Origin of the sequence: Gordonia sp. GONU, from assembly GCF_024733855.1 — a bacterium.
GTDB classification, from domain to species: Bacteria; Actinomycetota; Actinomycetes; order Mycobacteriales; family Mycobacteriaceae; genus Gordonia; species Gordonia amicalis.
This window is the reverse complement of the sequence record NZ_JANRHB010000023.1, coordinates 1-17,543: the sequence shown is the minus strand read 5'-3', so window position 1 is coordinate 17,543 and position 17,543 is coordinate 1. Positions and strand designations below refer to the sequence as shown.

At 67.2% G+C, this 17,543-nt stretch carries 15 protein-coding genes; 6 read left to right on the top strand and 9 right to left on the bottom strand.

Features of this window, described 5'->3' with window-relative positions:
• The first annotated feature begins 61 nt into the window (after positions 1-61).
• Positions 62-550, top strand: coding sequence for a carbonic anhydrase (locus NWF34_RS17945; protein ID WP_159405378.1), 489 nt, complete (start codon positions 62-64; stop codon positions 548-550).
• A 61-nt stretch (positions 551-611) separates the two neighbouring features.
• Here NWF34_RS17945 and NWF34_RS17940 read toward each other — a convergent pair whose 3' ends face one another.
• Positions 612-776, bottom strand: a complete 165-nt coding sequence (locus NWF34_RS17940) for a hypothetical protein (RefSeq protein ID WP_191834455.1) — start codon at positions 774-776, stop codon at positions 612-614.
• A 126-nt stretch (positions 777-902) separates the two neighbouring features.
• Between NWF34_RS17940 and NWF34_RS17935 the strand changes: the two genes are divergently transcribed.
• The gene (locus tag NWF34_RS17935; protein WP_258325681.1) at positions 903-3,899 is read left to right on the top strand and encodes a DEAD/DEAH box helicase; all 2,997 of its coding nucleotides are present in this window, start codon (positions 903-905) and stop codon (positions 3,897-3,899) included.
• Complete coding sequence (locus NWF34_RS17930) at positions 3,896-4,708, top strand: hypothetical protein (RefSeq protein WP_024500568.1); 813 nt, start codon at positions 3,896-3,898, stop codon at positions 4,706-4,708. Before NWF34_RS17935 ends, NWF34_RS17930 begins: the two co-directional genes overlap by 4 nt.
• Positions 4,709-4,755: 47 nt before the next feature.
• Here the strand turns inward: NWF34_RS17930 and nrdF are convergent, their stop codons facing one another.
• The 5 genes from nrdF to NWF34_RS17905 all read right to left on the bottom strand — a co-directional run bounded on the left by nrdF (position 4,756) and on the right by NWF34_RS17905 (position 10,001).
• Positions 4,756-5,760: a class 1b ribonucleoside-diphosphate reductase subunit beta gene (gene nrdF / locus NWF34_RS17925; RefSeq protein WP_024500569.1), complete on the bottom strand. Its 1,005-nt coding sequence runs from the start codon at positions 5,758-5,760 to the stop codon at positions 4,756-4,758.
• A gap of 67 nt (positions 5,761-5,827) precedes the next feature.
• The gene (gene nrdE, locus NWF34_RS17920) at positions 5,828-8,020 is read right to left on the bottom strand and encodes a class 1b ribonucleoside-diphosphate reductase subunit alpha (protein WP_024500570.1); all 2,193 of its coding nucleotides are present in this window, start codon (positions 8,018-8,020) and stop codon (positions 5,828-5,830) included.
• Between the two features lie 100 nt (positions 8,021-8,120).
• A complete protein-coding gene (gene nrdI / locus NWF34_RS17915) occupies positions 8,121-8,585 on the bottom strand; it encodes a class Ib ribonucleoside-diphosphate reductase assembly flavoprotein NrdI (RefSeq protein WP_024500571.1) in 465 nt (154 codons plus the stop codon).
• A 230-nt stretch (positions 8,586-8,815) separates the two neighbouring features.
• The gene (locus NWF34_RS17910) at positions 8,816-9,052 is read right to left on the bottom strand and encodes a redoxin NrdH (protein ID WP_006436022.1); all 237 of its coding nucleotides are present in this window, start codon (positions 9,050-9,052) and stop codon (positions 8,816-8,818) included.
• A 391-nt stretch (positions 9,053-9,443) separates the two neighbouring features.
• The gene (locus NWF34_RS17905) at positions 9,444-10,001 is read right to left on the bottom strand and encodes an NAD(P)H-dependent oxidoreductase (RefSeq protein ID WP_024500572.1); all 558 of its coding nucleotides are present in this window, start codon (positions 9,999-10,001) and stop codon (positions 9,444-9,446) included.
• 111 nt (positions 10,002-10,112) lie between these two features.
• Between NWF34_RS17905 and NWF34_RS17900 the strand changes: the two genes are divergently transcribed.
• Together NWF34_RS17900 and hpxO are read left to right on the top strand one after the other, a co-directional pair.
• Positions 10,113-10,739 carry a TetR/AcrR family transcriptional regulator gene (locus NWF34_RS17900; RefSeq protein WP_024500573.1) on the top strand — a complete coding sequence of 209 codons (627 nt, stop codon included), beginning with the start codon at positions 10,113-10,115 and terminating at the stop codon, positions 10,737-10,739.
• Positions 10,740-10,871: 132 nt separating this feature from the next.
• On the top strand, positions 10,872-12,032 hold the full coding sequence (gene hpxO / locus NWF34_RS17895; protein ID WP_024500574.1) for an FAD-dependent urate hydroxylase HpxO: 1,161 nt from the start codon (positions 10,872-10,874) through the stop codon (positions 12,030-12,032).
• Between the two features lie 19 nt (positions 12,033-12,051).
• Here the strand turns inward: hpxO and eccB are convergent, their stop codons facing one another.
• A complete protein-coding gene (gene eccB, locus NWF34_RS17890) occupies positions 12,052-13,530 on the bottom strand; it encodes a type VII secretion protein EccB (RefSeq protein WP_024500575.1) in 1,479 nt (492 codons plus the stop codon).
• 201 nt (positions 13,531-13,731) lie between these two features.
• Between eccB and eccE the strand changes: the two genes are divergently transcribed.
• Positions 13,732-15,465 (top strand): type VII secretion protein EccE, encoded by a 1,734-nt coding sequence (eccE, locus tag NWF34_RS17885; protein ID WP_024500576.1) that lies wholly within the window; start codon positions 13,732-13,734, stop codon positions 15,463-15,465.
• A 31-nt stretch (positions 15,466-15,496) separates the two neighbouring features.
• Here the strand turns inward: eccE and manA are convergent, their stop codons facing one another.
• On the bottom strand, positions 15,497-16,792 hold the full coding sequence (manA, locus tag NWF34_RS17880; RefSeq protein WP_024500577.1) for a mannose-6-phosphate isomerase, class I: 1,296 nt from the start codon (positions 16,790-16,792) through the stop codon (positions 15,497-15,499).
• A partial coding sequence (locus tag NWF34_RS17875; RefSeq protein WP_258325680.1) for a hypothetical protein occupies positions 16,789-17,543 on the bottom strand: 755 nt, incomplete at its 5' end. The genes NWF34_RS17875 and manA, both read right to left, overlap by 4 nt.

Below are 17,543 nucleotides of genomic sequence, written 5' to 3'. Positions count from 1 at the left end.
CGTTTCGATCAGGCCAGGTGAAACCCTCGCCCGTGGCGCCGCAACCCATCACTGTTGACGCATGAGTGTCACCGATCAGTACCTGGCGAACAACGCCGAATACGCCAAGACCTTCACCGGGCCCCTGCCGCTGCCGCCGAGCAAGCACGTCGCGGTGGTCGCCTGCATGGATGCCCGCCTCGACGTCTACCGCGTCCTCGGCATCAACGAAGGCGAAGCCCACGTCATCCGCAACGCCGGCGGCGTCATCACCCACGACGAGATCCGCTCCCTCGCGATCAGTCAGCGACTGCTCGGCACCACCGAGATCATCCTCATCCACCACACCGACTGCGGCATGCTGACCTTTACCGACGACGAGTTCAAGCGGGAGATCCAGACCGAGATCGGCCAGAAGCCGGAGTGGGCCGCCGAGTCGTTCACCGACATCGACGAGGACGTCCGCCAGTCACTCACCCGTATCAAGAACAGCCCGTTCATCACCAAGACGAGTTCGCTGCGCGGATTCGTCTTCGACGTCGCGACGGGTCTGCTGCGCGAGGTTTCCTGACCTTCTGACACAACTGACCGGGTACGCGCTCGAGCCGCATACCCGGTCAGTTCGTCTGCGATCAGTCCTCCGCGGAGTCGTCCGAGCGCTGAACCGCGTCCGGGGCGTTCTCCCTGGTCGCCATACCGCCCTCGCGTCCGTGGTCCTTCGGCCCCGGCGGGTCCTGGCGCACCTCGGCGGTGCCCGCCTCGTGTTCGGACTTCCTGCTGTCCTTCGACTGCCCCATCGCGTCCTCCTCGTGCCACGGCCGGATACCTCTGCGCCGGATCTCCAGTTCTCGTCCATACCCCCGCCGAACGATGCGGAAACCGGCACTGTCGTGGGTCGTCGTTAGACTAGCGGGCGATCCTCGATGCCATCAGAACCGCAGCTCAGTGGGCCGACTCCGCCGGACTCCGCCTCGTCCCCCCGTTCCCTCGCACCCCTCCACGTCCTGTGGCGGCCCGGTGTCGGTATGGCCGTGTGGATCGATGGCGAACCGGCTGACCTTCCCGAGTCGCTTCGCGACGCCGTGTCCGGCCGCCGGTCCCGCAGCGAGATCCCGATCGTCGACGACGGCAACCGGCGACGATTCGTCCGGGCGGCGACACTCGGTCTGACCTCGGCGGTGTCACTGCTCGATGCGTCGAGGTCGGTGACGGTCCCGGGCGACGTCCGGTGGTACCGATACCTCTTGGACGGCGTGCGCACCTTCGTCACCGCGGGTGCGGTCGCGCCGTCGGCCGAGCCGGTCGCCGGGGAATGGTTGCTCCGCTGGGTCGCCATCCCGACGCCCACGTGGCGCAGCTGGCACGCCGTCGTGCTCGGTAGCGCGCCGGATGCACTGCTGCACAACGGCTCCCACGCCGCGCTCGACGATTTCCTCGCCGAGCTCGTCGATCACGAGTGCCGTACCACGATCGCCCGCTCGATCCCCCGGCTCGGTGAACCTCGTCCGGCGTCGCCGGTCGTCCGTGCACTCCTACCCGGGACCGACGTCGGTCCGCCCTGCTCCCCCGAACGACTCTCGGCCGCCGCCGGGAGCTGGTCCCGATGGAATGCCGGCGTGCCACGGGACGACCAGTCACTCATCTTCCGTCTCCACGAGCCCGAGTACGACGACCTCACCGACAGTCACTGGGACGATGCGTGGGAGGACGAGACGTTCGACCTGCCGACCCGCGACGAGGTCGCCGACGCCTCGCGATGGCGGCTGGAGGTCTGCCGCCGCAGCATCGACGGTCAGATCGAGCCGGTCGCACCCCATCGCCTGGACGCCCACGAACTCGACGAGCTGACCACGGCACTGGCCGCCGCGGTACGGGAGTTCCCCGAACTCGATCGAGCCGACCCGGACCGCGGCTCCCTCGACTTCCTGTTGCCCACCGACGTCGCCGCCGAACTGTTCGCCACCGGCGCTGCAGCCCTGGGCGCCGCCGGGATTCCGGTGCTGCTTCCCCGCACCATCGCCGAGGTCCGGCCGAGCCTCACGCTGCGTGCACTGGCGCCGCCCGGCGGTGGCGCACCGGCGGCGATGGTCGGACTCCGCGAGATCCGCGAATTCGAATGGCGACTGGCACTGGGAGATTCGCCCGACGCCATCACCCTGACCGATGCGGATCTCGACGACTTGTCCGGCCAGAAGGGTGATCTGGTGCGGGTCCGCGGCGTGTGGGTCCGCGCGGAGGGTTCGGCGTTGACGCGTGCCGCCGCCTTCGTCGCGACCCAGCGTGCGCTCGCCGCATCTGCGCCACCTGCCGACTTCGGCGAACTGTTCGGACTCGTGACCGGCGAGTCCGACAGACTCCCGGTGCCCGTCACCCGGGTCGAAGGACTCTCGTGGCTCGACGATGTCGCCGAGGGCGGTGTCATCCGACCCGAACCCGTCACGCCCCCAGCCGATCTGGAAGCGATCCTGCGTCCCTACCAGCAGCGCGGCCTGGACTGGTTGGCGCACCTGTCGGACCTCGGCGTCGGAGGTGTGCTCGCCGACGACATGGGTCTGGGCAAGACCCTGCAGGTGATCGCGCTCGAGTGTCACGAACGCAGCGTCGTCGCCGACGATGCCGAGACACCCGGGCCGACCCTCGTGGTCTGCCCGATGTCATTGGTCGGCAACTGGTCTCGTGAGTTCGCGCGCTTCGCGCCGACCCTTCGGGTGGCCATCCATCACGGTCCTTCGCGGGCATCGGGCGCCACCTTCACCGGCATCCGCGACTCCGTCGACGTGGTCATCACGACGTTCGCGATCGCGGGCCGCGACCTCGAGCTGCTCTCTGCACATCCGTGGCACCGCATCGTCGTCGACGAGGCCCAGCACCTCAAGAACGTGAACACCATTGCCTCCAAGGCGATACGGACGATCCCGGCCGACCGTCGCCTCGCGCTCACCGGTACTCCTGTGGAGAACCGGCTCGAGGATCTGCGCGCGGTGATCGACCTGGTTAACCCCGGCCTCCTGGGGTCCGCGTCGGTGTTCCGGGCCCGTTACGCCGAACCCATCGAGCGGGACCGCGACCCCGGCGCCCTCCGACGCCTGTCCGCGATCACGCGGCCGTTCATCCTGCGGCGCGAGAAAACCGATCCGGCCATCGCCGCCGACCTGCCGGAGAAAGCGGATTTCGCGGTGCGCGCCAACCTCACCGTCGAACAGGCCGCGCTCTACCGTGCCGTCATCGACGAACTCATGGAGGCACTGCGCGACAAACAACAGCGAACGCTGCGCCGCCGCAACGTGCTGGCCGCACTCACCCGGCTCAAGCAGGTGTGCAACCACCCTGCGCACTACCTCGCCGACGGCACCGACCTCGTCCGCGACGGCGAACACCGCTCGGGCAAGGTCGAATTGCTGGCCGACATCGTCTCCACCGTCGCCGACGAGGGCGACCGCGCACTCGTCTTCACCCAGTTCGCGGCCTTCGGCGAGATGCTGTCGGGCTGGCTCGGCGAACAGTTCGGCACCGAGATCCCGCTGCTGCACGGTGGTCTCGGCCGCACCGAACGCGATCGTCTGGTCGCCGACTTCCAGTCCGACGACGGCGCCCCGGTGATGCTTGCGACCCTCAAGGCCGGCGGCACCGGTCTCAATCTGACCGCTGCCAACCACGTCATCCACGTGGACCGCTGGTGGAATCCCGCGGTCGAGGATCAGGCCACCGACCGCGCGTACCGCATCGGCCAGAACCAGAAGGTCTCGGTGCACCGCTTCGTCTGCGTCGGCACCATCGAGGAACGGATCGACGACATGATCGCCAAGAAGCGCGAACTGTCCCGGCTGACCGTCGCGGCCGGCGAGAACTGGGTGTCCGATCTCGCCGATGACGAACTCTTCGAACTGTTCCGGCTCCGCGACGAGGCGGTGAGCGAATGACCGTGCGCAAGAAGGGCACTCAGCGTAAAGGCGAACGGGGCACCATCGCGGTCCGCGGGTACGGCCTCACCCCGTGGTCGCGAGCGTTCGTCGACGTGGTCGAGGGCCGTGGCGCCGACGGTGAAGCGGTCGCCGACAGCCGACATGTCACCAAGGCGCGCAGGTACTTCCGCGACCGGCATGTACGTGGTCTGCGGATCGGGGCAGGCCAGGTGACGGCATCGGTGGAGGGCACCCAACTCGAACCGTTCGACGTCATCATCACCACCCGGACCGTCGACACCCCGACTCTCGCCGGTCTGCTCCGTGACCGCGGCGGCGTCGAAGAACTCATGCGACTCACCCGCGGTGAGCAGCCACCGATCCTCGGTGAGCTGCTCGTCCCCACCGAATCGGCGGACGTCGCGACCGACTGCACCTGTCCGGACGAGGCGCCGAGGTGCGTCCATGCCCTGGTGACCAGTTATGAGATCGCCGCTGAGATCGACCGGTCGCCGCTGACGCTGTTGACCGTGATGGGTACCGACCTGCGCGACCTGCTCGCCGAGATCGACTCGCGCCCCGCGCCCTCCCCCGTCGCCGCCGACGACGACTCATCGTCGGGAACGCTGCGGCCCGACGACTTCTACGGCACCGCGTCGACGCGGCCGCCGCTGCCCGCGGTCCCACCGATGAATCCCCTCATCGCGCTCGACGGCTCGGACCTGCGCGCCGCGCTGCGTGCCACCGGCGTGGCGCCGGTCGACATCGCCGAGGCGATCGACGAACTCGGCGATCTCTACGACCGCCTGACCGCCACAGATTCATAGCCCGAAACCGCGCTGAGCGCGGCTCCGGGCCATAGATCGGGTGGGATCTAGAAGTCCCAGTCCTCGTCTTCGGTGTTGACGGCCTTGCCGATGACGTACGAGCTACCCGACCCCGAGAAGAAGTCGTGGTTCTCGTCGGCGTTCGGCGACAGTGCCGACAGGATCGCCGGGTTCACATCGGTCTCGTCCTTCGGGAACATCGCCTCGTAGCCGAGGTTCATCAGCGCCTTGTTGGCGTTGTAGCGCAGGAACTTCTTGACGTCCTCGGTGAGCCCGACCTCGTCGTAGAGCGTCTCGGTGTAGTCGCTCTCGTTGTCGTACAGCTCGAACAGCAACTCGAAGGTGTAGTCCTTGAGTTCCTGACGACGCTCCGGCGACTGCGTCTCCAGACCGCGCTGGTACTTGTACCCGATGTAGTAACCGTGGACGGCCTCGTCGCGGATGATGAGGCGGATCAGGTCGGCGGTGTTGGTGAGCTTGGCGCGGCTCGACCAGTACATCGGCAGGTAGAAGCCCGAGTAGAACAGGAACGACTCGAGCAGCGTCGAGGCGACCTTGCGCTTGAGCGGGTCCTCGCCACGGTAGTAGTCCATGACGATGCGCGCCTTGCGCTGCAGCTGCTCGTTCTCCTCCGACCAGCGGAAGGCCTCGTCGATCTCCTTGGTGGAGCACAGGGTCGAGAAGATCGAGCTGTAGGACTTGGCGTGCACCGACTCCATGAACGCGATGTTGGTGAGCACCGCCTCCTCGTGCGGAGTGGTGGCGTCCGGGATCAGCGACACCGCGCCGACGGTGCCCTGGATGGTGTCGAGCAGCGTCAGGCCGGTGAAGACCCGCATGGTGAGCTGCTTCTCGTACTCGGTCAGCGTCCCCCACGATGGGATGTCATTGGACACCGGCACCTTCTCCGGCAGCCAGAAGTTGCCGGTGAGGCGATCCCACACCTCGGCGTCCTTGTCGTCGGGGACGCGGTTCCAGTTGATCGCCGAGACCCGGCTGACCAGCTTGATGGGCGCGCCGTCGGCGGGGCTGTGGCTTTCGGTGGAGGTCATGTGACTGTTCCTCGTCTAACGGGTCGTGTGGGGGCCGGGATTGCTGAAAGGCATTGCGGAGCAGGGGTCACAGCATGCATGACACGCAGCCCTCCACCTCGGTCCCCTCGAGGGCGATCTGGCGCAGACGGATGTAGTACAGCGTCTTGATCCCCTTGCGCCATGCGTAGATCTGCGCCCTGTTGACGTCGCGCGTGGTGGCGGTGTCCTTGAAGAACAGGGTCAGGCTCAGGCCCTGGTCGACGTGCTGGGTCGCCGCCGCGTAGGTGTCGATGATCTTCTCGTACCCGATCTCGTACGCGTCCTGGTAGTACTCCAGGTTGTCGTTGGTCATGTACGGCGCCGGGTAGTAGACGCGACCGATCTTGCCTTCCTTGCGGATCTCGATCTTCGCCGCGACCGGATGGATCGAGCTGGTCGAGTGGTTGATGTAGCTGATCGAACCGGTCGGCGGAACCGCCTGCAGGTTCTGGTTGTAGATGCCGTCGCGCTGCACGGCTTCCTTCAGCTCGCGCCAGTCGTCCTGGGTCGGGATGTGGATGCCCGCCTGCCCGAAGATGTCCCGGACCTTCTGGGTCTCCGGCTCCCATGCCTTGTTGGTGTACTTGTCGAAGAACTCACCCGACGCGTACTTCGACTTCTCGAAGCCGGTGAACGCCTGGCCGCGCTCGCGAGCGATCCGGTTCGACGCGCGCAGTGCGTGGAAGAGCACCGTGTAGAAGTAGATGTTCGTGAAGTCGATGCCCTCTTCGCTGCCATAGAAGATGCGCTCGCGGGCCAGGTAGCCGTGCAGGTTCATCTGGCCGAGACCGATGGCGTGAGAGTTGTTGTTGCCGTGCTCGATCGAGGGCACCGAGGTGATCGAGGTCTGATCGCTCACCGCGGTGAGTCCGCGGATCGCGGTCTCGATGGTCTGGCCGATGTCCGGCGAGTCCATCGTCTTGGCGATGTTGAGCGACCCCAGGTTGCACGAGATGTCCTTGCCCACATGGGAGTAGGACAGATCGTCGTTGAAGGTCGACGCCGTCGAGACCTGCAGGATCTCCGAGCACAGGTTGGAGTGGGTGATCTTGCCGTCGATGGGGTTCGACCGGTTCACCGTGTCCTCGAACATGATGTACGGGTAACCCGACTCGAACTGCAGCTCGGCGAGGGTCTGGAAGAACTCGCGGGCCTTGATCTTGGTCTTGCGAATTCGACGATCCTCGACCATCTCGTGGTAGCGGTCGGTGACGTTGATGTCGGCGAACGGCACGCCGTAGACGCGTTCGACGTCGTACGGGCTGAACAGGTACATGTCGTCGTTGGCCTTGGCCAGCTGGAACGTGATGTCCGGGATGACCACGCCGAGCGACAGCGTCTTGATGCGGATCTTCTCGTCCGCGTTCTCGCGCTTGGTGTCGAGGAAGCGGTAGATGTCGGGGTGGTGGGCGTGCAGGTAGACCGCACCCGCGCCCTGACGCGCACCGAGCTGGTTGGCGTAGGAGAAGGAGTCTTCGAGCAGCTTCATGATCGGGATGACCCCCGAGCTCTGGTTCTCGATCTTCTTGATCGGAGCGCCGTGCTCACGGATGTTGGAGAGCAGCAACGCAACTCCGCCACCGCGCTTGGACAGCTGCAGGGCCGAGTTGATCGAGCGGCCGATCGACTCCATGTTGTCCTCGATGCGGAGCAGGAAGCACGAGACCGGCTCGCCGCGCTGCTTCTTGCCCGAGTTGAGGAAGGTCGGCGTGGCCGGCTGGAAGCGGCCGGAGATGATCTCGTCGACCAGGTCGCGGGCCAGTGCCGTGTCACCGTCGGCCAGCGTCAGCGCCACCATGCAGACACGATCCTCGAAGCGCTCCAGGTAGCGCTTGCCGTCGAAGGTCTTGAGCGTGTAGCTCGTGTAGTACTTGAACGCCCCGAGGAACGTCGGGAACCGGAACTTCTTGTCGTAGGCGTGCTTGAACAGGCCCTTCACGAACTCGCGGTCGTACTTGGCGAGGACCTCGGGCTCGTAGTAGTTCTCCTCGACGAGGTAGTCGAGCTTCTCGTCGAGGTCGTGGAAGAACACGGTGTTCTGGTTGACGTGCTGCAGGAAGTACTGGCGCGCGGCCTCACGATCCTTGTCGAACTGGATCTTCCCGTCGGCGTCGTACAGGTTGAGCATCGCGTTGAGCGCGTGGAAGTCCAGCTCGCCGGGCTCATGGCCCGACGGGCCGGCATGCACGCCCGACTTACTTGCTGAAGAGGTGTCCGAGACGGCGGCGGTGGGCGACACGACAGATGACTCCTGCGGATAGTGGTGGGCTTACCAAGTGCCTCATGGGCAGAGTATGGGCGGGGTGTGACAGTCCGGTGGCGGCGCGCCCGGCCGACTGTCAGGCGGGTGCGGCGTGGAGCGAACCGGTTGCCGCGAACGCGGGACTCTGGGCGAAGTCGGCCAGTCCCGCACGCACGCGGTCGACGTCGTCGGTGGTGCCCATCAATTCGAATCGGTACAGGTAGGGCACGCGACACTTGCGCGAGATGATGTCGCCGGCGTAGCAGAACTCCTCACCGAAGTTCGTGTTGCCGGCCGCGATCACCCCCGTGATGAGGGATCGGTTGTGTTCGTCGTTGAGAAAGCGGATGACCTGCTTGGGGACGAAACCGCCGGGCTTGCCCGTCGCCTTGCCTCCCCCGTAGGTCGGGCAGATCAGCACGTAGGGCTCATCGACACGGAATTCACCGGCCGCTCCGGTCAGCGGGATACGCACCGAGCGCATATCCAGCTTCTCGACGAATCGGTGGGTGTTCTCGGAGACCGAGGAGAAGTAGACGATCAACGGCGACGTGGCCGACATGTCTCCCTCCAACCCTGCTGACGATGACCGTGTGGAACGTCTGTTCGTTTGCGTTCTGATCGACGGCGCCGATCACCGACGCCATCTGGTTCCAACACCGGAACCCTCGTGACCATTTCCCGATCCGAGACCGGGGTCACTCTCGGCTGTCACATCCCGACGCGGCGGATCCGGCTTCCCCTTCGGATCGCACCCGCGCCCGGGTCGACGGTGACAGCAGACTGCGGAGATCAGGCAGCAGCAGTGGCGAGCGCCTTGATGCGGTCGGGACGGAAGCCCGACCAGTGCTCGTCGCCGGCGACGACGACCGGGGCCTGGAGGTAACCGAGCGCCATCACATAGTCGCGGGCTTCCGGGTCCTGGCTGATGTCGACGACCTCATAGGACAGACCCTGCTTGTCCAGGGCCTTGTAGGTGGCGTTGCACTGGACACATGCCGGCTTCGTGTAGACGGTGATGGAAGACATCGAGAGGTTCTCCTCGGTCGTTGGAATCGCCAGTGACGTGCAGTTTCCCAGCGTGAAGATGGTGACCTACGTCACCGTCTCCCTGGCGTTTCCGGAGGAGTAGATCCGCTTCCTCTTGTCCGCCTGACTGGTACCGCAAACACTACACCTAGTGGCTGACATTTCTGGTCACCACAAGGGGTTGTGAATAACATCGGTGGAAGACATGCAGGTCGGAGGGGTGCAGGATTCGAAATTCCGGCGTGTCACGGGCCCGTACGGCGTGTCGCTCACAGGTTGTCCAGGACTGCTCGACAACATGTGCACCGGATGTCCACAATCCCCAGCTCGCCGACAAGACGACGCCGCACCGGGCGTGGCCCGGTGCGGCGTCGAAGAACCAGAGAACAGGTCAGGCGCTGATGGCGACCTCGTCGACGAGGCGGGCGACCGACGCGACGACCTTCGCCACGATCGTGGGATCGGTGAGGCCACCCTCCGGGAGCGCGGGGATCTGCAGACCGAGGTCGGCCTCCTCGATCGCGCGACCGCCGGCGATGCCGACCGACTTACGGGTGTCCTCACGGGTCCACTGTCCGCCGTACTGGCCGAGGCCCGCACTCAGCACCGCCACCGGCTTGCCGCCCAGCGCCCCGGCGCCGTAGGGACGCGACAGCCAGTCGATGGCGTTCTTGAGCGCGGCCGGAATGGTGCCGTTGTACTCGGGGGTGGCGATGAGCACTCCGTCCGCCTTGGCCACGGACTCACGAAGGGCGACCACACCGTCGTGGAGGGCGCCCTCGACGTCGATGTCCTCGCTGTAGAACGGCAGCGCACCGAGATCGTCGACGACCGTGATGTCGACCCCGGCGGGAGCATTGTCGGCAGCGACCTGGGCCAGCTGCCGGTTGACGGAGGCAGCACGAAGGCTTCCGACGAGCGCAACCAATTCGACAGTTCGATCCGACATGTCATTCCTTTCGACGAGGGCATCGGCCCGGAGGGGACCGTGAATACGCATCAAGTAACCGGACCCGGGTCCGATTGATTCCGGGCCGAGGTAAAGAGTTACCCTCATCACGTGCCGAACGGGCCAGACCACTCCCCGCTCCATATCTCCTTCAACAACTCGGGGACCGAACGTGCCGACGCCGCACGAAATCGGCGTCTGTTGCTGGCTGCCGCCAAAAACCTGATCGATCACCACGGCGCGGCGGCGGTCACCATGGAAGCGGTCGCCCGCGAGGCAGGTGTGGGCAAGGGCACGGTGTTCCGACGCTTCGGCAACCGCACCGGATTGATGCTCGCACTGCTCGACCATTCCGAATCCGAGATGCAGCAGGCCTACCTGTCCGGACCCGAACCCCTGGGTCCCGGCGCGCCCCCGCTCGACCGGTTGCTGGCCTACGGCCGCGCCCGGCTCAAACTCACCTGCGACCACCTCGACATCCTGCTGGAGGCCGGGGCGGCCGCCGACGACTTCATGACCCACCCGGTGGGTCGCGCGTCGACCCAGCACGTACAGATCTTGCTGCGGCAGTTGGGTTTCGTGGACGAGCTCGACTTCATGTCGCTGGCCGTGCAGGCACCGTTGGCCGCCGGGTCGGTCCGGTATCTGATGGTCGAGGTCGGCCTCGATCTCGAGACCATCACCACACAGTGGCAGGAGATGGTCACCGCTCTCGTGGCCTCCCGCCGTTCGCAGTGATCCCCACCCCCACTGTCCTCTCGTAGGCCGGACGAGATGTTTGGTCGCGCACCAGCGTCGGTCGCGTCTTAGCCTTGTGTCGTGTCGGTGAGAAGCGGCCGGCGGGTGACATCGGAGAAAGCGGTGGTGAGCGTGAAGGCAGTGATCGTCGGCGCAGGTATGGGCGGTATGTCGGCGGCCATCGCTCTCAGGCAGCTGGGAATCGAGGTCGAGGTCTACGAGCAGGTCACCGAGAACAAGCCCGTCGGTGCCGCGATCTCGGTGTGGTCCAACGGGGTCAAGTGCCTCAACCACCTCGGGCTGGAGAAGGAGACCGCCGAGATCGGCGGGATCCTCGACTCGATGAGCTACGTCGACGGCTTCACCGGTGACACCATGTGCCGCTTCAGCATGCAGCCACTCATCGACGAGGTGGGTCAGCGTCCGTACCCGATCGCGCGGGCCGAACTGCAGCAGATGTTGATGGACGCGTATGGATTCGACGACATCCACTTCGGCAAGGAGATGGTGGCGGTCCGCAGCGACGAGAATCGTGCCACCGTCGAATTCGCAGACGGGACCACCGATTCCGGGGACATCGTGATCGGCGCCGACGGCGCGAGGTCACTGGCCCGCGAATATGTCCTGGGCGGCCCGGTTGCGCGCCGCTACGCGGGGTACGTCAACTTCAACGGACTCGTCGAGGTCGACGAGAAGATCGGCCCGGCCACCGAATGGACCACCTACGTGGGTGATTCACGGCGTGTGTCGGTGATGCCGGTGGCGGGCAACCGCTTCTACTTCTTCTTCGACGTCCCGATGCCCGAGGGCGTTCCGTTCGAACGCGGCACCGCGCGCGAGCTGCTCGCCGCGGAGTTCGCCGACTGGACGCCCGGCGTCCAGACCCTCATCGCGGAACTCGATCCCGCGACCACCAATCGCGTCGAGATCCTCGACCTCGACCCGTTCGACACCTGGGTCAAGGGACGCGTCGCCGTGCTCGGCGACGCCGCGCACAACACCACGCCCGACATCGGACAGGGTGGATGCTCGGCGATGGAGGACGCGGTCGCACTGCAGTTCGCCTTCCGCGACCACCCCGACGATCCGATCGCCGCCCTGGACGCCTACCAGGCTTCGCGCACCGAACGCGCCGGCGATCTTGTGCTCCGCGCCCGCAAGCGCAGCGACGTCACCCATGGCAAGGACCCGGAGAAGACCGCCGCCTGGTACGACGAACTGCGCAGCGAGGACGGCACCAACATCATCCGCGGCATCGTCGGCAACATCGTCGGCGGTCCGCTCACGTCCTGAGGCTCCGCCCGAATCCGAACTACTCGCCGTCCCGGCCGATCTCGGCCGTCTTCAATCCGTCGTGAGCGACCAGCGCGGCCTCCCGGGAGAGCGTCGGACCGGGCGCGAGCAGGGACACCACCGACCACGGTGCACGCGCCGGCGAGTCACCGAGCCCGAGGATCCCTCCGGTCTCGAGGTCGGGAATCCCGAACCGTACACCCGAATCGTTCACGTAGAACAGCGATTCGGTGCGGGCACTGTCGGCCTCGTTACCGGTCACCTGCAGATACTCCCCCGACCCCGGCGGCAGATAGACCTCGTCGAGACCGGGTCCGGCACCGTCGGCCGAAGTGAGGCGGACCGGCACCGCATCGGACGCGAGCGGAAGGGCACGCCCGGCCAGCAACGCTGTCTCCGCCCGCGGCTCGTCGGTGCCACGAGACCAGCTGCGGCACAGCGTCGGATCGGCAGCGAGACCGAGCAACGACGGGTCGGCCTGCGGGAAGTCGCCGATCGGCAACTCCTCCACCACCTTCAACGTCGCGAGCTCGCCGGGCGCCACCGTTCTGACGGGCGCGGCGCCGTCGCGGTCGGCCAGACGCAGGATCTCGGCCGTCGGGGCACTGATCTCCTGGACACCGCCGCGGAGCACGACGTGATAGGTCGTCTCGTCGTCGACGCCGACCGACTTCACGACCGAGCCGACGGTCGCCGAGTCCACCGCGCCCGGCTGTCCGGCGCCCGGAATGGCGGGCACCGTCAGCGGATCGACGAGCGGAAAGCTGTTGAGCAGGCCGGGGGTCATCCGCCGCGGCGTCACTCCGTCGAGTCCGAGACCCCGCATGACCGGGGCGCTGCCGGTGTCGACCTCCGCGCGAACCGGGCTCCATGCACCGTCCCGGAACAGCTGATAGACCAGGAAGATCTCGTCACCGGCACGGACGAGCACCGCGTCGGCCGGGCGCGCGGTCTCGACGGTCGACGAACCCAACGCGGGCTTCTCACCGATGACCGTCTGCCGGATCGACTCACTCGACGAATCCGACGCGACGGTCGACGAATCGCACACCGTCCACACGGAGTTGCCCTGGTGCGCCGAACCCGGCAGGGACGCGGGTGCACCCGGGATTCCCAGCAGAGGGCCACGCGGATAGGACTTGAGTTTGGTGTCCGCCACCGACGTCGGCTTCTCTGAACTCCCGGTGATCAGCCGGGCCGAGGCGAGATTGAGCACGGGGTGCAGCGTGTCCTCGACGAGGACATGGGTGCTGCCGCTGTTCTTGCTGACGATGATGGTCGCGTCCCCGACCGAACCCTGCGGCCGGACGAGACCGTACACCCCGCAACCGCCGAGAACGAGCAGGCCCAGAATCGTGCCGACCACCAACGCCTGCAACTGGGATCGCATCGGGTCGTGCAGCATTCGCACATCGCGGCGCACGAGCGCGTGCTCGAGCCGCTTGATCAGGAAACGATAGCCGTTGACCTGCGCCTTGGTCGTGAGCTGACGTGCCACGACTCCCCCTGTCCGCACCGATCCCACCCGCCCGCGAACGGGCACCGCTGTGGACCGGTTGTGATCTCCTGCGGCATACCCCCTGCCGCGCGGTAGTAGCCTAACCGACAATCAGGCCCCTCACGTGCGGGGCTCAGCCGCCTGTGGACACACCGACGGGCGGCGCCGCATTCGACGCGGCACCGGGATCGAGGGGGGATCGTGGATCGGAACACGCGTGCGACGGGGCTTCGCACACTCCTGGTGATCGAGGTGATCGTGGCTCTCGGCCTCGTCGTGTGGGCGTTGTCCGGCAGCGTGTGGGGTTCGTCGGCACTGATCGTGGCCGTGGTGGTCGCAGCCGGACTGGTCAGCGTCGGCGGCCGGTCTCTGTTCGGGCGGATCGGCGCACGGATGTCGTTCTCCTGGTTGCGGATGCGCCGGAGCCCCGCCGACCTCAACCCGGCCCCCTTCGACGTCCCGCTGTCCGGATCGTCGACTCGTCCATCAGCACGCCGCTCGTCGGCACCCACGACCATCGGCGCCCGCTGGGTGGGCGACACCCTGGTCACCGTGGTCCGGGTCGACCCCGGCGGCCCCGCGGTCACCTACCTGACCCCCGGCAACAGCACGCTCGCCGGCGAGACGGGCCAACTGGTTCCGCTCGACGTCCTCGCCGAATGCATCGACCGCTACGACATCGCGCTCAGTTCCATCGAGGTCATCAGTCACGGTGTGCGCGTGTGGGGTTCCGGTGTGGCACCAGCGACCTATGACCGCACCCTCGGACCGCTGTCGGCGACCGCCCAGCGCTCGGTGTTCGTCGTGCTCCGGCTCGATCCACTCGAGTGCCCCGACGCCGTGGCGCGGCGCGGCGGCGGCGCGACCGGTGCCCTGCGCACCGCGACGGTCACCACGCGCCGCGTCGCCAAACGCCTCGCCGAGCACGGGCTGACCACCACCATCCTGTCCGCCGCACAGATCACCTCGGTCACCACCCAGCTGACCGAGGGAGCCGGCCTCGACTCCCTGGCCGAGGAGTGGGAATCGGTCGGGGTGTCGGGGCTCCGCATCCGGAGTGCCGCAGTCGAATCGGAAGCGCTGCCCGCCGTCGTCCGCGACGTCTGGGTCAACTCGGCCGTCTCGACGACACTCACCATCCGACTCCGGCACATCACCGCCGACCGCCGTCACCGCAAGGGACGACGGGAGGTCGAGGTGTCCGCGTTCGTCCGGTTCAACGAGTTCCCGGATGCGCGCCGGTCGGTGCCGTCGTGGCCGGCCGGCCTGCAACCGCTCGACGGACGCCAGTTCGACGCCCTCGCGGTCAGCCTTCCGATCGCGACGCCCACCCGCCTCGACCGGGCCCTGCCGACCCTCACCGGCGACGCGGCCCAGGCTTTCCTGGGATCGGTTCGCCTCCCCGCCGGAGGGTGCGGTCAGCTCATCGGAGCCGACCACGCGGGCCGCGCCGTCGCCACCCGACTCGTCGGCCCCGGCATCGCCACCGTCTCCGTTGCCGCCGGAATCCACGTCGTCGCGCAGATGGCACTGCGCGCGGTGGCTGTGGGTGCCTCGGTCCGTGTCCACACCGACCGACCGCATCGCTGGGCGCCACTGGTCACCGCGGTCGCCGATCCGAGCGCACTGTCACTGGCCGGCGACCGCACACCGGCCCGTCCGGGACCGGCGCTGGTCATCGTCGACGGCGTCAGTCCTCCATCCCCCCAACCGGATACGACGCGGATGATCGTGTCCGCACCGGGCGTCGACGACCCGGCCGGCGGGCACACCGTCGCTCTGATGCAGAATCCGCGTGCGCCACAGGACCTCTCACTCGACACCGGCGGAGAACCGATCCTGGTGACGATGGTCGCGACCCCGGACGAGTGGAACCTGATCGGCGGCTACCCCGAACCCGCGGCCCACACACCCGCCGGACCCGTTCGGCGCTAAGCCCGTATCACTGAGCGCTGTCGCCGCGGTATCACTCAGCGGCTGTCGCCGCGGCCGGCGCGGACGCGGACACCCCGTCGGCAGCCGACACCGCAACCGGCACGAGCGCCCGGTAGAACACCGCGCGCGCCGAGGCGGCCCGCACGATCACGTCCGGGTCGTCGTCGGTGATCCACAGGGCACGACCGGACTGCACTGTCAGCGGCGCGCCACCCGCGGGACGAACCTCGATCGCACCACTGAGCACCGCGAGGATCTGAGGCCCCGGCATGTCGAAACAGATCGACGACGAATGATGCAGCCCGGTGCCGTCCAGCTCGACCCGGGACAGCCGGAACTCCGGCGCGGGGGTGAGGTACACACGTTCCGCGCCGATCATGCGCACCGGCGGTGCCAGCTGGGCGGAGTCGACCGGGGTGAAATCGAGGACGCGCAACAGCTCGGGCACATCGATGTGCTTGGGCGTGAGGCCGCCGCGCAAGACGTTGTCGGAGTTGGCCATGATCTCCACGCCGGTGCCACGGAGGTACGCGTGCAGATTGCCGGCCGGCAGGTACAGACCCTGCCCCGGCTCGAGGTGCACGTGATTGAGCAGCAACGAGGCGAGCACACCGGGATCGTTCGGATAGTCCTCACCGAGTTCACACACCGTGCGCAGTTCGGCGGCGAACTCCGTGCGCCCCGCGCTCAGCACCTCGATCGCGCCGTGCAGTACCGCGGGCACGAGCTGACGTATCAGCGACTCCGGCAGTGTCAGCCAGGTGGTGAACACCGCCCGGAGCCCCTCTGAATCAGGTTGCCCGACAAGCATTCCCAGATAATGGTCGAGTTCGCTGACCTGAAGTTCGCGAAGCAGGGCGATGGTCTCGTGCGGATCGCGGAAACCGGCCAGCGCATCGAAGGGCGTGGTGGCGACCATCAGCTCCGGCTTGTGCCACGGATCGCGGTAGTTGCGGTCGCGGGCGTCGATGGCGAGGCCACGCGCGTTCTCCCGTTCGAACCCCTCTCGCGCCTGTTCCGCGGAGGGGTGCGCCTGCAGCGACAGGGCCTCTTCGGCGGCGAGGACTTTCAGCAGAAACGGGAGCCGATTGCCGAACTCGGCCGCACTGGCCGTGCCGAGTGTCGCCACCGGATCGGCGTCGATCACCTCGCCGAGGTCCTGCTCGGGACCGGAGGGGTCGACACATCGCGCCGAACCTGCCGGGTGCGAACCGAACCACAGCTCGGCTTCCGGATGGGCCGACGGGACAGGCCTGCCCTGAATCGACGCGATGGCCGTCCGTGAACCCCACGCGTAGGGGCGCACCACTCCGTCGAGAATCCTCATTGCACCGTGTTCCCAATCAGGCGGAGATACACCGCCGCCATCTCGACCCGCAACGCCACGACCAACAAACCGAGAACGTCCCCCGGGCCGTCGGCCACCGGGTCCTCACCCGGTGCCGGACGCCGGTCGTCCCACGGTTGGCCGCCACCCGGCGGCACCCCGCCTGCCTCGTCGGCACCGACAACCAGATCGACGTCGCCCAATCCCATCACTCGCTGCCGGGTGTACCACTCGCGCCGGGGAGTCGACACCACCATGATGCGGGGAGCCGGCTCCTGTGCCGGACCGTCGAACTCCGGGTCGTAGAAGATCGTGTCGGCGGCCGGCGCTCCGCCCGGCCGCGACTCCAGGAGCCGGGACATCCTCGCCACGTCGCCGAGTTCGGCGACTGCGCTGATGATCCCGGCGAACCCGACGAAGCTGGAGGCGGCGTGAGCGGCCAGGACCGAACCCGCCGGCGAATCCGACGTCCAGACGGCGGGACGGCCCTGCACGCGGACCGCCAGCGACTTGGCGCGATTGTGGAAGGTCTCGCGGGAAGGATGCGATCCGGAGGCCTCGGCGTCGAGCGCGTCGGCCAGGTCGTCGAGGACGGGCGTCGGGCCGGTGACACGGACCTGCGTCAGTGCGCCGAACACCGCCAGCAGTGCCGCGACGAAACCGACGAAACGGAAGCGCGGTTCGACGTCGAACCGCGGAGAGAGGTCGATTCCGTTGCCGCCCAGGGCATCCCGCAAGGGGCCGGCGATCG